Source organism: Microbacterium jejuense, assembly GCF_019511665.1.
GTDB classification, from domain to species: Bacteria; Actinomycetota; Actinomycetes; order Actinomycetales; family Microbacteriaceae; genus Microbacterium; species Microbacterium jejuense_A.
This window is the reverse complement of the sequence record NZ_JAEUAW010000006.1, coordinates 146573-160986: the sequence shown is the minus strand read 5'-3', so window position 1 is coordinate 160986 and position 14414 is coordinate 146573. Positions and strand designations below refer to the sequence as shown.

Here is a 14414-nt window from a genome sequence, read left to right as displayed (position 1 = left end):
CACGGGCCGCCCCGGATCTCATCGGCGTCTCATGCGCCGTGGGTAATATCAGGTCGACGCGGGCCTCGGGAGCCCGCCGGAAGGGAAGATCGTGACGGACGACTACACCGACGAGAACAGACGTGAGGACGCCGCCGACGCTCCGGCGCCGTTCGGCACGACGACCGCGGACGGTGGCGTCACCGACGCGGAGCCGCAGTACGGCGTCGGGCCGTTCTCGATCCGGGAGGTCTCGCTCGCAGGCGTGTGGCTGATCGCCTTCGTCGCCTCGTTCTTCCCGGTCCGCGGCGAGATCGGCAACGGCGTCACGGTGTGGGGCAGCGGAATCGACTGGGTGCTCACGATCGGCGTGCCGACCGTCGCCGTGTTCCTCATCGTGCTGCGCCGGCTCTCGCCGCAGGGCATCCGCCGGGTCGGCTCCCTCGGCATCGACCAGTTCGCGTCGGTCGCGTTCTCGGTGGCCGCCGTGCTGTGGCTGGCCATCATCTGGAACTCCTTCATCGCGCTGTTCGGCCATGTCGGCTTCCTCGGCACGTGGGTCGTGTGGGTGGAGTTCATCATGATGCTCGCCGGGGTGTTCCTGACGGTGCTCGCGCCGTTCATCCCGCCCTTCAGCCAGGACTTCGTGGGCCGCACCGAGGTGCCCGCCCACCGTGCGGCGCGCCCGGTGCGGCCCGTCACGCCGCGCCCCGTCGCCCCGAAGCCGCAGCCCGCCGCGCCGGTCTACGCGGACTACGCCCCGCCCGCCGCCGGCGCCGCCGACGAGACCGCCGTCATCGACGTCGCAGACACCGTGGCGGCCACGCCGTATGCCGCCCAGACCGCCTCGCGGCCTGCGCGGGACGACGACCCGGCGCCGTACTGGGACGCGGACGGCGACGTGGTCGGCGCGGCCTCGACGGATGCCGGCGGCACCGCACGCGAGACGGCCGCGGCTGCCGACGCCGCTGTCGAGCAGCAGCCCGAGGCTTCGGCTGCCGCCGCCGACGACACAGCGATCGAGGCCGCTGCCGCCGCTGCGCGCCAGGAGGAGTCCGCCGCCGAGCCGGCTGCGGAGCCCGCGGCGGAGCCCGTAGCCGTTCAGCACCAGGCGTTCTGGGCCCTCGTCCCCGAGGAGCGCGACATCGTCGACGAGATCGGGATCCCGGTGTTCCGCATCGGCCCGACCGCGTGGGCCCTCGTGATCGAGGACCGCGGCGACACCTTCGTGGTGCGCCACGAGGACGGCCGCATCGGCTACCTGCACGACGTCTCGGGCGTCACGCGAGGCTGAGCGGTCGCGCCCGCGCGGTACCGTAGACGGATGCTCCGGACGATCGATCTGCGCGGGCGCGCCCTGACGCCCGCCGAACTGCTCGCGACCGTTCCCCGTGCCACCGCGGCGCGCGAGGAGGCTATCGCCACGGCGGCGCATATCGTCGACGACGTCGCTCGGCGCGGCGAGGCCGCGCTCCGCGAGCAGGCCGAGCGCTTCGACGGGGTCGTCGGCCACGACATCCGCGTGCCGGCGTCGCACCTCGACGACGCGCTCGAAGCCCTCGACCCCGCCGTGCGCGCCGCGCTCGAGCAGGCGATCGCCCGCGTGCGCGAGGCCTCCGCGGCGCAGGTCCCGGCGCCCGTCGTGACAGAGCTCGGCCCCGGCGCGCGCGTGCTGCAGCGCTGGCAGCCGGTGCGCCGCGTCGGTCTGTACGTACCGGGCGGCAAGGCCGTCTACCCGTCCAGCGTGGTCATGAACGTCGTCCCCGCCCAGGTGGCGGGCGTCGCCGAGATCGCGCTGGCATCGCCGCCGCAGCGCGAGTTCGGCGGACGCGTGCACCCCGTCATCCTGGGTGCGGCGAAGCTCCTCGGGGTCACCGAGGTGTACGCCATGGGCGGCGCCGGCGCCATCGGCGCCCTCGCGCACGGCGTGCCCGGTCTGGGGCTCGCGCCGGTCGACGTCGTCACCGGACCCGGCAACAACTTCGTCGCGGCCGCCAAGCGGGCCGTCGCCGGCCTCGTCGGGACGGATGCCGAGGCCGGTGCCACCGAGATCCTCATCGTCGCCGACGACGGTGCCGACGCGCGACTGGTAGCCGCCGATCTCATCAGCCAGGCAGAGCACGACGAGCAGGCCTCCGCGGTGCTCGTCACGACGTCGGAGCGACTCGCGCAGGAGGTGCTCGCGGCGATCGCGCCGCGCGCTGCTGCGACCCGCCACGCGGAACGCGTGGCCGCCGCGCTCGGAGGGCCGCAGTCCGCGGTCGTGCTCGTCGACGACCTCGCCACGGCGACCGCGTTCAGCAACGCGTACGCTCCCGAACACCTGGAGCTGCACCTCGACGACCCGCGGGCCGACGAGTTCGTCCACGCCGGTGCGGTGTTCGTCGGGCCGGACTCGCCGGTGAGCCTCGGCGACTACCTCGCCGGCAGCAACCACGTCCTGCCCACCGGCGGACAGGCGCGCTACTCGTCGGGGCTGTCCGCCGCGACGTTCCTGCGCCCGCAGCAGGTCATCGAGTACGACCGCGCGGCTCTCGCCGAGGTGCGCGACGCGATCGTGACGCTCGCCGAGGCCGAAGCCCTGCCGGCGCACGGCGAGGCCGTCACCGCGCGTTTCGACGCGGCATCCACCACTCCGGCGGATGTCGCCGCCGACCCCGGAGTCCCGGCGTAGGCTGGCTCTGTCATGCACTGCCCGTTCTGTCGTCACGCCGATTCGCGCGTCATCGACTCGCGCACGAGCGACGACGGTCTCAGCATCCGTCGTCGCCGGCAATGCCCCGAGTGCGGCGGCCGGTTCACCACGATCGAGACCGCGAGTCTCAACGTGATCAAGCGGTCGGGGGTCATCGAGCCGTTCAGCCGCGAGAAGGTCATGTCGGGCGTGCGCAAAGCGTGCCAGGGCCGCCCGGTGACCGAAGCCGATCTGGCCGTGCTCGCACAGACGGTCGAAGAGAGCATCCGGCAGACGGGTGCCTCGCAGCTCGATGCCAACGAGATCGGCCTCGCCATCCTCAAGCCGCTGCGCGCCCTCGACGAGGTGGCGTACCTCAGGTTCGCGAGCGTCTACCAGGCGTTCGACTCGCTGGAGGACTTCGAATCGGCGATCGAGCAGCTGCGGCTCGACCACGGCCGGGCCGACGTCGTGGCCGACGCGGAGGCGGAGCCCGCCGAGGCGTGACCGGCGCGGGCGGATAACCTAGAGGGGATGTATCCCCTCCTCTTCCGCACCGTGCTGTCGCGCATGGATCCCGAGTCCGCCCACCACGCCGCGATGCTGGTGATCCGCGTGCTGGGGGTGCCGCCCTTCTCGTGGGCGGCACGCGCCGTCACCAGGCCCGCGCCCGAGCTCGCGACGACCGCGCTCGGCCTGCGCTTCGACTCGCCGTTCGGCGTGGCGGCGGGGTTCGACAAGGACGTCACGGGGGCAGCGGGACTGTACGCCCTCGGCTTCGGGCACGTCGAAGTGGGCACCGTCACGGCGATCCCGCAGGACGGCAACCCGCGACCCCGGCTGTTCCGCCTGATCCCCGATCGCGCGGTCGTCAACCGCATGGGGTTCAACAACCACGGCGCCGAGGCGGCCGCCCAGCGCCTGCGCGCGCTGCGCAAGCGCTCGCGCCGCGCCGTCCTCGGTGTCAACATCGGCAAGAGCCGCGTGGTGGACGTCGTGGACGCCACGGCGGACTACGTGCGCAGCGCGACGCTGCTGGCGCCGCTCGCGGACTACCTCGTCGTCAACGTGTCGTCCCCGAACACCCCGGGACTGCGGGGGCTGCAGGCCGTCGAGACCCTCCGGCCGCTGCTGGACGCCGTGCGCGGCGCGGCCGGCACGACGCCGCTCCTCGTCAAGATCGCGCCCGACCTGCCCGACGACGAGATCGTCGCCATCGCACAGCTCGCCGTCGACGCCGGTCTCGCGGGCATCATCGCGACGAACACCACGATCTCGCGCGAAGGGCTCGCGACCGACGCTGCGACGGTGGCGGCAGCCGGCGACGGCGGCCTCTCGGGCGCGCCGCTCAAGGCTCGCGCGCTCGAGGTGCTGCGCCTGGTGCGGGCGAGCGTGCCCGCAGACTTCTGCGTCATCTCGGTGGGCGGCGTCGAGACCGCCGCAGACGTGCAGGAGAGAGTGGATGCCGGCGCCGACCTGGTGCAGGGCTACACGGCGTTCCTCTACCGCGGTCCGCTGTGGGCGCGGCAGATCAACCGCGGCCTGCGCGCGACGCGCTGAGCCCGCGACTGCGGGGGAGTCAGGCCGGCTTCTGGCCGCGCTTGACCTGGGGCTTCGGGAGGCGCAGGAACCGCATCTGCACGGTGCGCATCGCGGCGTACCAGCCGAGGCCCTTCTCCATCTTGTCGGCGCCGAACTTCTTCTTGACGGCGCGCTTGACGAGGATCGACGTGAGGATCATGTCGATGACGACGAACACGATGAAGATCCACAGGCCCACGAACGCGTAGAACTGCAGCGCGGGGATGTTGACGAAGGTCGCCAGGATCACGAGCACCATCGCCGGCATCACGATCTCGCCGAGGTGCCATCCGGCATCGACCCAGTCGCGCGTGAACTTGCGCTGCGCGCCCTGATCGCGCGCGGGCAGGTAGCGCGGATCGCCGTTGGCCATCCCGATGCGGGCCTTCTCGCGCTGCGAGGCGAGGTCGGCCTTGGCCCGAGCCTTGGCCTCCTTGGTGTCGGGCACCAGAGGGCGCTTGCGCGCTGCCTCCTGCTCGGCTCGACTCGGGGTGGCGCGGCCCTTGCCGGCGGGTGCGCCGTTGAGCCCACCCCCACCATTGAGCACGGTGCCCTCGGAGGGGGCGTCGTTCGGCGCGGGTGCGGAGTTCTTGGCCACGGATGATCCTCGGGATGTGAAAGAAGGGTGCCCCTTAAGATTACCCGCATGACCTCTGAGCTCACCCGACAGGAGGCTGTGCGTGAAGCCGCGGCCTCCGGCATCCCTTCCGCCCTCGCCGATCTCGGCGCCCTGGTGCGCATCCCGTCGGTCGCGTTCCCCGGCTTCGACCCGTCGCAGGTGCAGCGCAGCGCCGAGGCGGTCGCCGAGCTGGTGCGCGACACCGGACTGTTCGAGACCGTCGAGATCCGCACGGCCGCGATCCCCGAGACGGGGGAGCAGGGCAACCCCGCCGTGCTCGCGACGCGGGCGGCGCGCAACGGAGCGCCGACGATCCTGCTCTACGCGCACCACGACGTGCAGCCCGTCGGCGACGAGGCGCTGTGGGACTCGCCGCCCTTCGAGCCGACGGTGCGCGACGGACGTCTGTACGGCCGCGGCGCCGCCGACGACAAGGCGGGCATCATGGCGCACATCGCCGCGCTCCGCGCGCTGAAGTCGGCGCTCGGCGCGGACTTCGATCTCGGTGTCGCGCTGTTCTTCGAGGGCGAGGAGGAGGCGGGCTCCCGGTCGTTCGCCCAGTTCCTGTCCGACAACGCCGACGCGCTGCGCGCCGACGTCATCGTGGTGGCCGACTCCGGCAACTGGGACGACAAGACGCCCGCCTTGACGGTGTCGCTCCGCGGCAACACGCGCTTCACGCTCCGTGTGCGCACGCTCGAGCACGCCTCTCACTCGGGCATGTTCGGCGGCGCGGTGCCCGACGCCATGATGGCGACGCTCAAGCTGCTCTCGACGTTGTGGGACGACACGGGTGCGGTGGCGGTGGCCGGCATGACCGAACGGGATGCCGTCACGCCGGAGTACAGCGAAGACACGCTGCGCGACGAGGCCGGGCTTCCCGCCGGGGTCTCGCCGGCCGGAAGCGGCACGATCCTCAGCCGCATCTGGAACAAGCCGTCCATCACCGTGACGGGCATCGATGCGCCGAGCGTGGTCAACGCGTCCAACACGCTGAGCCCCGAGATCGCGGTGGTCATCAGCGCCCGCGTCGCACCCGGCCAGTCGGCACGCGACGCATACGCGGCCATCGAGGAGCACCTGCGCCGGCACGCGCCGTTCGGGGCGCAGCTGGAGTTCAGCGACCAGGACTACGGCGACCCGTTCCTCGTCGACACGTCGGGCTGGGCCGTCGAAGCCGCGCGCGAGGCGCTGCACGAGGGATACGGCGTCGAGTCGGTCGACATCGGCGTCGGGGGATCCATCCCGTTCATCGCGGATCTGGTCCGCGAGTTCCCGGGTGCGCAGATCCTGGTGACCGGTGTGGAGGACCCGCACGCGCGGGCGCACAGCCCCAACGAATCGCTGCACCTCGACACGTTCCGCAACGCCGTGCTGTCGGAGGCGCTCCTGCTCGAGAAGCTCGACGCTCGGGCGGCGGAGGCCTGATCCGGCTCGTTCCGAGCCTTCCGGCGGCGGGCGCGCGTAGAATCGAGGCATCCCGCCGCCGGCAGTGGACGAACGAGCAAGACGTGAGACCAGGGCGGCCCGTCCGGAGGAGTGCCATGACCGACACCGCACTGACGACCGAGCAGACCGCTCGCGACCACGGCGTTCTGCTGACCGACGCCGCCGCGGGCAAGGTCAAGAACCTGCTGGAGCAGGAGGGCCGCGACGACCTGCGTCTGCGCGTCGCCGTCCAGCCCGGCGGCTGCAGCGGCCTGATCTACCAGCTGTACTTCGACGAGCGGTACCTCGACGGCGACAAGACGGTCGACTTCGACGGCGTCGAGGTCATCGTCGACGACATGAGCATCCCGTACCTCGACGGGGCGACGATCGACTTCAAGGACACGATCTCGGAGCAGGGTTTCACGATCGACAACCCCAACGCGGCGGGCTCCTGCGCCTGCGGCGACAGCTTCCACTGATCGGCCGGCGAACCGAAACTTTTGCGGCGGGTCCGAGCGCTACGAATGGCGCTCGGGCCCGCCGTTTTCGCGCCCGCCGACACGATCCAACCTGGGCGCATGGCCTGAATCCCCTGGACGCTTGCCCTAGACTGGCGGGAGTCCTGTTCGTGATCGGAAAGGTGCACCGTGCCTTCGAAACGCCGTATCCGCTGGGCCGTTCTCCCCATCGGGGTCGCGACGGCTGCAGTCCTCGCCGGATGCACCCCCACCGAGCTGCACGGCTTCCTCCCCGGGTTCACCGAAGACGGTCAGCCGGCCACCAACCACACCGACATGGTCGCCGGTCTGTGGGTCAACTCGTGGATCGTCCTGCTGGTCGTCGGCGTCATCACGTGGGGCCTCATGGGCTGGGCCGCGATCGCGTATCGCCGCCGCAAGGGCCAGACGGGCCTGCCCGTCCAGCTGCGGTACAACATGCCGATCGAGATCTTCTACACGGTCGTGCCGCTGATCCTCGTGGTCGGGTTCTTCGCCTTCACGGCGCGCGACCAGACGATCCTCGAGACGCAGTATGACGACCCCGATGTCGAGATCACCGCGATCGGCAAGCAGTGGGCCTGGGACTTCCAGTACGACGGCGCCACCGACGACGAGACCGTGTGGTCGATGGGCGTCCAGGCGCAGACCGACGCCCAGGGCGACATCGTCAACGAGCTGCCGACCCTGTACCTGCCGGTGGACAAGACGGTGAAGATCAAGCTCACCTCGCGCGACGTCATCCACTCGTTCTGGATCATCGACTTCCTGTACAAGAAGGACATGTACATCGGCAAGGACAACTTCTGGTCCTTCACGCCGACCCGCGAGGGGACGTACGCCGGCAAGTGCGCCGAGCTCTGCGGCGACTACCACTCGATGATGCTGTTCAACGTCAAGGTCGTCAGCGACGCCGAGTACGAGGACTACCTCGACTCGCTGCGCGAGGCCGGCCAGACGGGCGACATCAACGACGCTTACGACAGACTGCAGAACCTCCCAGGTACGGGCGGTTCCGTCAACGAGAACGTGGAAGAGGTGGACCACTGATGGCGACGACACTCCCTCTGCAGGAGACGTCCCAGGGGCGTCCGACGACCCTGCCCCCGCGGCAGGCGGCTCTGCTCAGCGCGACGCGCGTCGAGCAGAAGGGCAACATCATCGTCAAGTGGATCACGTCCACCGACCACAAGACGATCGGCTACATGTACCTGATCGCGTCCGTGATCTTCTTCCTCCTCGGAGGGGTCATGGCGCTCATCATCCGTGCGGAGCTGTTCGAGCCCGGCATGCAGATCGTGCCGACGAAAGAGCAGTACAACCAGCTGTTCACGATGCACGGCACGATCATGCTCCTCATGTTCGCGACGCCGCTGTTCGCGGGCTTCGCGAACGCCATCCTGCCGCTTCAGATCGGCGCGCCCGACGTCGCCTTCCCGCGTCTGAACGCCTTCGCGTTCTGGCTGTTCCTGTTCGGCTCGACCATCGCGGTCGCCGGCTTCCTCACGCCGCAGGGCGCCGCCTCGTTCGGCTGGTTCGCCTATCAGCCTCTCGCGAATGCCTCGTTCTCGCCCGGCGCCGGCGGTAACCTGTGGATGCTCGGCCTCGGCATGAGCGGTTTCGGGACGATCCTCGGCGCGGTGAACTTCATCACGACGATCATCACGATGCGCGCCCCGGGCATGACGATGTGGCGCATGCCGATCTTCTCGTGGAACACGCTGATCACCAGCATCCTGATCCTGATGGCGTTCCCCGTGCTCGCCGCCGCGATCCTCGCGGCCGCCGCCGACCGCGTGCTGGGCGCCCACATCTACGACCCCGCCAACGGCGGCGTCCTGCTGTGGCAGCACCTCTTCTGGTTCTTCGGACACCCCGAGGTGTACATCATCGCGCTGCCGTTCTTCGGCATCGTGTCCGAGATCTTCCCGGTGTTCAGCCGCAAGCCGATCTTCGGCTACAAGACCCTCGTGTACGCGACGATCGCGATCGCCGCGCTGTCGGTCGCGGTGTGGGCCCACCACATGTACGTGACGGGCGCGGTGCTGCTGCCGTTCTTCGCCCTCATGACGATGCTCATCGCGGTTCCGACCGGTGTGAAGATCTTCAACTGGATCGGCACGCTCTGGCGAGGCTCGGTGACGTTCGAGACGCCGATGGTGTTCGCACTCGGCTTCCTCGTGTCGTTCGTCTTCGGTGGTCTGACGGGTGTCATCCTCGCCTCGCCGCCGCTGGACTTCGCGCTGTCGGACTCGTACTTCGTCGTCGCGCACTTCCACTACGTGGTGTTCGGCACCGTCGTGTTCGCGATGTTCGCGGGCTTCTATTTCTGGTGGCCCAAGTGGACCGGCCGCATGCTGAACGAGCGCCTGGGCTACGTGCACTTCTGGATGCTGTTCATCGGCTTCCACATGACGTTCCTCATCCAGCACTGGCTGGGCGTGGACGGCATGGTCCGCCGCTACGCCGACTACTCGGAGGCGGACGGCTGGACGTGGCAGAACCAGGTCTCGACGATCGGTGCGTTCATCCTCGGTGCGTCGATGATCCCGTTCCTGTTCAACGTGTGGATCACGGCGCGCAAGGCGCCGAAGGTCACGGTCAACGACCCGTGGGGCTACGGTGCATCGCTCGAGTGGGCGACGTCCTGCCCGCCGCCGCGTCACAACTTCACGTCGATTCCCCGCATCCGCAGCGAGCGGCCCGCGTTCGACCTGAACCACCCGGAGGCCGCCGAGTCGCCGGTTCTCGTCGGGGCCGAGGGAGAGGTCAAGTAAGTGCGCACCAACACCGGACTCTGGTGGCTGCTGTCGGGCTTCTTCCTGCTCGTCGCGGCGGTCTACACCACGTGGAACATCATCGCCCACCCCGACCGCGAGTGGTACCACGCCATCGAGTGGGTCGGCAGCGTCGCGCTGCTGTTCACTGCCTTCATGGGCGCCCTGATCGCGTTCTACATCGGCCGCGTGCACAAGGCGCAGGGCGGCGAGCTGCCCGAGGACGTCCTCACGGCCGACATCGATGACGGCGACCCCGAGCTGGGCGAGTTCAGCCCGTGGTCGTGGTGGCCCATCGTCCTGGCTTTCTCGGCCGCGCTCGGCATGATCGGGCTGGCCGTCGGCACGTGGCTCATGCCCATCGGCATCGGCGTCTTCGTGGTCGCCATCGTCGGCTGGGTGTACGAGTACTACCGCGGGTACTTCGCCCGCTGAGCGGCCCGCAGACGAGCTGCATGCTGCTGCACCCCGTGATTCCGGGGGTCCGTCCGTGACGGGCCCCCGGATTCGTCTGCGCGCCGCCGCCCATTCCGACACCGGCCCTCACCGGAAGGTGAATCAGGATGCCGCCTTCACGGCTTCGTGGGGAGCCGCTGTCGCCGACGGGGTCGGCGGCGGGCCGGCGGGAGACCTGGCGTCGGCCGCACTCGTCCATCGGATCGCGGCCGGGCGCCCGGACCGGCTCGAGCCGGAGCGGCTCGGCATCATCGTCCGCGAGGCGAACTGGGACCTGCGCGCGCACGTCGAGCGGGATCCGTCGCTGCACGGAATGGCGACGACGTTCACCGGCCTGTTCTTCTCGTCGCGCGACGAGCTGCTGCTGGCGCACACCGGCGACTCGCGCGCCTATCGGCTGAGCGGCGGCGTACTGGCACAGGTGAGCCGTGATGACTCGCTCGTGCAGGCGCTGGTCGACAACGGCATCGTGTCGCTGGCGGACGCCGGCTCGCACCCGCGCCGGAACATCATCACGGCGTCGCTCAGCGGCTCCGACAGAGACGTCGCCGCGGTCGCGACGCATGAGCCCGTCGTCGGGGACCGATGGCTGCTGTACAGCGATGGGCTGAGCGACTACGTGCCGGACGACGAGATCCGCGTGCGTCTACTGAGCCACGCGCGACCCGAAGCGGCCGCGGAGGCCTGCGTCGCGCTCGCGCTGGAGGCCGGCACCCGCGACAACGTGACCGCCGTGGTGTGCGACGTCGTCACGGCGGAGGACGACGGCCGCGGACGCGCGCAGGCGGCGTTCTACGGCGCCGCGGCCGAGCGGTTCATGGAGGGTCTGGACAGCGCGTAGGTGCCGCTCAGCCGGCCACGGGTGTGCGTACGACCATGACCTGCGCGTCGAACACGCGGGGGAGAGGTCCTTCGTCGTTCTCGGTCGGCTGCCCCTCACGCACCCAGTACTCGTACCCGCCGATCATCTCGCGCACGGCGTATCCGAGCTTTGCGAACTCGACGGCGCCCTTCGCACCGGCATTGCAGCCGGGGCTCCAGCAGTAGACGACCACGGGCGTGCCGGCCGGGATCTCACGAGGCGCCCGCTCAGCGATGTCGCGGTAGGGCATGTGCACGGCGCCCTGGACGCGTCCCTGGGCCCACGCCTCGTCCCCGCGCACGTCGACGAGGACGAACGCTTCACCGGCCTTCTGTGCGGCGTACACGTCAGAGGCGTCGGTCTCGAGGGCGAGCTTCGTGGAGAAGTAGGAGAGTGCGTCGATCATGGATCCACAGTACGGCCGGCCGTGGGCGCTCCCGGCCTGAGACGGTGACAGACTCCGGCGGATTCCTGCCGACATGGGCGAACGGACGCGCCCTTCGAGATCACGCCGAAAGACGGATGCCTCGGCACGATCGGAGGGATCGTGCCGAGGCATCCGTCGGCGAAGCCGTGCGACCTTACTGGTCGGACTCCTTCTCGCGGTTCTTCGGCGCCTTCGAACCCGGCTCGGGCTCGGGGACGATCACGTTCGAGGGACGGACGGCCGTCTCGGAGTTGTGGCCGTCGTCGATCGGCGTGTGCGGGGCGTCGGGGACTCCGGCGCGCTCGTGAGCGCCCTGCAGCTCCAGGTCCTCTTCCGCCGCCATGTGGTCGAGATCGTGGTGCTGGTGCGCCAGCGCCGCATCGAGCTCGGACTGGGTGACGGGGGTCAGGCGGTCCTCGAAGAACCACCGCGAGATCGACGCGCGGAAGTTCTCGTGCCACGGGATGCGCCCCTTGGCGTTCGGACGCACGACCAGCGGCTCGTACGTGTCGAAGTCGGCCAGCTTGAAGCGCTCGTACTCGTCGACCGGCTGGTGCACCTCGATGAACTCGCCGCCGGGAAGGCGGACGATGCGACCCGACTCGTAGCCGTGGAGCGCGATCTCGCGGTCCTTCTTCTGCAGCGCGATGCAGATGCGCTTCGTGACGAAGTAGGCGATGATCGGGCCCAGGATCAGCAGCGCCTGGAGCGTGTGGATGACACCCTCCATCGTCAGCCAGAAGTGGGTCGCGATGATGTCGGACGACGCCGCCGCCCACATGACCGCGTACATCGTCACACCCGCGGCGCCGATCGCCGTGCGCGTGGCCGCGTTGCGCGGGCGCTGGGCGATGTGGTGCTCACGCTTGTCGCCCGTGACCCACGCCTCGATGAAGGGGTAGATCAGGACGAGGATGATGAAGATGCCGATGACGCCGAGCGGCACCAGGATGTTGAACGACCAGGTGCGGTCGAGGAACACGACCTCCCATCCCGGCGGGATGAGGCGCAGCATGCCGTCCGCGAAGCCGATGTACCAGTCGGGCTGGGTACCGGCCGAGACGGGGGACGGGTCGTACGGACCGTAGTTCCAGATCGGGTTGATCGTGAACAGCGAGGCGATCAGCACGATGACGCCGAACGTGATGAACAGGAAGCCGCCCATCTTCGACATGTACACCGGCATCATCGGGTAGCCGACGACGACGCTGTTGGTGCGGCCGGCGCCGCCGAACTGCGTGTGCTTGTTGATCACCATCAGCATGAGGTGGACCACCAGCAGCCCGACGAGGATCGCCGGCAGCAGCAGGATGTGCAGCGTGTAGAGGCGCCCGACGATCGCGGTGCCGGGGAACTCGCCGCCGAAGAGCAGGAACGAGGTCCACGTGCCGATCAGCGGGATGCCCTTGACCATGCCGTCGATGATGCGCAGGCCGTTGCCCGACAGGACGTCGTCGGGGAGCGAGTAGCCGGTGAAGCCCTCGGCCATCGCGAGGATGAACAGGATGAAGCCGACCACCCAGTTGAGCTCGCGGGGCTTGCGGAACGCGCCGGTGAAGAACACGCGGAGCATGTGCACGCCGATGCCGGCGACGAACACGAGCGCGGCCCAGTGGTGCATCTGACGGACGAGCAGACCGCCGCGGATGTCGAACGAGATGTTGAGGGTCGACGACATGGCCGCCGACATCTCGATGCCGCGCATCGGCAGGAACGCGCCGTTGTAGTGGGTCTCGACCATCGACGCCTGGAAGAAGAACGTCAGGAAGGTGCCCGACAGCAGGACGACGACGAAGGCCCACAGGGCGATCTCGCCGAGCATGAACGACCAGTGGTCGGGGAAGATCTTGCGGCCGAGCTCCTTGACGAAGCCCGAGAGGCTCGTGCGCTCGTCGATGTAGTTCGCGGTGGCGCCGATGAAGCGACCGCCGAGGGGCTTGTCGCGCCCGGCCGTCGTCGCGGGTGCCACGGGAGCCTCAGGCTGCTCGGTGACGGTTGCGGTGCTCAATGACGCTCCCAGAAGCTCGGGCCGACGGGTTCGGTGAAGTCGCTGCGTGCGACCAGGTAGCCCTCGTCGTCGACGGTGATCGGCAGCTGCGGCAGCGGACGGGCGGCCGGGCCGAAGATGACCTTCGCGTGGTCGGTCACGTCGAACTGCGACTGGTGGCAGGGGCACAGCAGATGGTGGGTCTGCTGCTCGTACAGGGCGACGGGGCAGCCGACGTGCGTGCACACCTTGGAGTACGCCACGATGCCGTTGTACGACCACTCCTTGCGCTCTTCGCTCTCGACGAGCTGTTCGGGCAGCAGGCGGACGAGCAGGACGATGGCCTTCGCCTTCTGCTCGAGGTAGCCGTCGCTGTGCGAGATCTTGGCCAGTTCCTCCGGGATCACGTGCACGGCCGAGCCGAGCGTGAGGTCCGCGGCGCGGATCGGCTCGCCAGACGGGTCGTGCGCGAGGCGCATGCCCTTCTTCCACATGGTGTGCTCGAGGAGGTACACCGGGTCGCCGCCGTGCGGGTGCTCGGGGGAGTTGAACGGCGCGAGCCCGCGGAACAGCACGACACCCGGCACCACCGAGGCGACGAGGGCGGCGATCAGCGAGTTGCGGATCATCACGCGGCGTCCGAAGCCGGACTCCTCGTTGGCGTCGGCGAAGGCCTTGATCGCAGCCTCGCGCGTCGTGTCGCGGCCGCGGGTCGCGTGCCGGGGCTCGACGAACTCCTTGTCGGACATGACGGCCTTCGACCAGTGGATCGCGCCGATGCCGATGGCCAGCAGCGCGAGGGCGATGCCGAGGCCGATGAAGAGGTTGTTGTTGCGGATGTCGACGATCCGGCCGCTCTCGATCGGGAAGAGCATGTAGGCGGCGACCGCCCAGATGCTGCCCGCGATCGAGAGATAGAACAGGGTGTAGACCGTGCGGACGGCCCGCTGCATGGCGGCCGGGTCCTTGTCGGTGACCCGCGCGCGGTGCGGCGGGAGACCGGGGTTGCTCACCGGGTCGCTGACCGCTACGGCGAGCCCGGGGGAGGGCTTCCAGGAAGCCCTCTCGTGCTCGAGCGGGTCGTCCTCGTGGGCCATGCTGCTCCTCAGTCGGTAATGCGTCTT

14 protein-coding genes are annotated in these 14414 nt (G+C 69.5%); 10 read left to right on the top strand and 4 right to left on the bottom strand.

Features of this window, described 5'->3' with window-relative positions; genetic code table 11:
- The first annotated feature begins 91 nt into the window (after positions 1-91).
- Genes JNB62_RS19190 through JNB62_RS09995 form a run of 4 tightly spaced genes read left to right on the top strand, consistent with a single transcriptional unit; the run spans position 92 to position 4213 of the window.
- Positions 92-1273 carry a hypothetical protein gene (locus JNB62_RS19190; RefSeq protein ID WP_223231055.1) on the top strand — a complete coding sequence of 394 codons (1182 nt, stop codon included), beginning with the start codon at positions 92-94 and terminating at the stop codon, positions 1271-1273.
- Positions 1274-1303: 30 nt separating this feature from the next.
- A complete protein-coding gene (gene hisD, locus JNB62_RS10005) occupies positions 1304-2653 on the top strand; it encodes a histidinol dehydrogenase (RefSeq protein ID WP_220300729.1) in 1350 nt (449 codons plus the stop codon).
- A gap of 12 nt (positions 2654-2665) precedes the next feature.
- Entirely contained in the window at positions 2666-3160 is a 495-nt protein-coding gene (nrdR, locus tag JNB62_RS10000; RefSeq protein ID WP_220300728.1) for a transcriptional regulator NrdR, read from the top strand.
- A gap of 27 nt (positions 3161-3187) precedes the next feature.
- A complete protein-coding gene (locus JNB62_RS09995) occupies positions 3188-4213 on the top strand; it encodes a quinone-dependent dihydroorotate dehydrogenase (protein WP_220300727.1) in 1026 nt (341 codons plus the stop codon).
- A gap of 19 nt (positions 4214-4232) precedes the next feature.
- Here JNB62_RS09995 and JNB62_RS09990 read toward each other — a convergent pair whose 3' ends face one another.
- Positions 4233-4832 (bottom strand): DUF3043 domain-containing protein, encoded by a 600-nt coding sequence (locus JNB62_RS09990; protein ID WP_220300726.1) that lies wholly within the window; start codon positions 4830-4832, stop codon positions 4233-4235.
- 48 nt (positions 4833-4880) lie between these two features.
- Between JNB62_RS09990 and JNB62_RS09985 the strand changes: the two genes are divergently transcribed.
- From JNB62_RS09985 to JNB62_RS09960, 6 genes are all read left to right on the top strand, one after another.
- Positions 4881-6281: a dipeptidase gene (locus tag JNB62_RS09985; protein WP_220300725.1), complete on the top strand. Its 1401-nt coding sequence runs from the start codon at positions 4881-4883 to the stop codon at positions 6279-6281.
- Positions 6282-6397: 116 nt separating this feature from the next.
- On the top strand, positions 6398-6763 hold the full coding sequence (gene erpA / locus JNB62_RS09980) for an iron-sulfur cluster insertion protein ErpA (protein ID WP_220300724.1): 366 nt from the start codon (positions 6398-6400) through the stop codon (positions 6761-6763).
- A 168-nt stretch (positions 6764-6931) separates the two neighbouring features.
- Positions 6932-7831 (top strand): aa3-type cytochrome oxidase subunit II, encoded by a 900-nt coding sequence (gene ctaC, locus JNB62_RS09975; RefSeq protein WP_220300723.1) that lies wholly within the window; start codon positions 6932-6934, stop codon positions 7829-7831.
- Positions 7831-9558, top strand: a complete 1728-nt coding sequence (gene ctaD / locus JNB62_RS09970; RefSeq protein ID WP_141893510.1) for an aa3-type cytochrome oxidase subunit I — start codon at positions 7831-7833, stop codon at positions 9556-9558. The genes ctaC and ctaD overlap by 1 nt, the downstream gene beginning before the upstream one ends.
- Entirely contained in the window at positions 9559-9993 is a 435-nt protein-coding gene (locus tag JNB62_RS09965) for a cytochrome c oxidase subunit 4 (protein ID WP_220300722.1), read from the top strand.
- Between the two features lie 55 nt (positions 9994-10048).
- Positions 10049-10855, top strand: coding sequence for a PP2C family protein-serine/threonine phosphatase (locus tag JNB62_RS09960; RefSeq protein WP_220300721.1), 807 nt, complete (start codon positions 10049-10051; stop codon positions 10853-10855).
- Positions 10856-10862: 7 nt separating this feature from the next.
- Here the strand turns inward: JNB62_RS09960 and JNB62_RS09955 are convergent, their stop codons facing one another.
- The 3 genes from JNB62_RS09955 to qcrA form a co-directional block, all read right to left on the bottom strand.
- Positions 10863-11282, bottom strand: a complete 420-nt coding sequence (locus JNB62_RS09955) for a rhodanese-like domain-containing protein (RefSeq protein ID WP_220300720.1) — start codon at positions 11280-11282, stop codon at positions 10863-10865.
- A gap of 175 nt (positions 11283-11457) precedes the next feature.
- Complete coding sequence (gene qcrB / locus JNB62_RS09950; protein ID WP_222855918.1) at positions 11458-13311, bottom strand: cytochrome bc1 complex cytochrome b subunit; 1854 nt, start codon at positions 13309-13311, stop codon at positions 11458-11460.
- Positions 13308-14387: a cytochrome bc1 complex Rieske iron-sulfur subunit gene (gene qcrA, locus JNB62_RS09945; RefSeq protein ID WP_220300719.1), complete on the bottom strand. Its 1080-nt coding sequence runs from the start codon at positions 14385-14387 to the stop codon at positions 13308-13310. The genes qcrB and qcrA overlap by 4 nt, the downstream gene beginning before the upstream one ends.
- Positions 14388-14414: the final 27 nt, after the last annotated feature.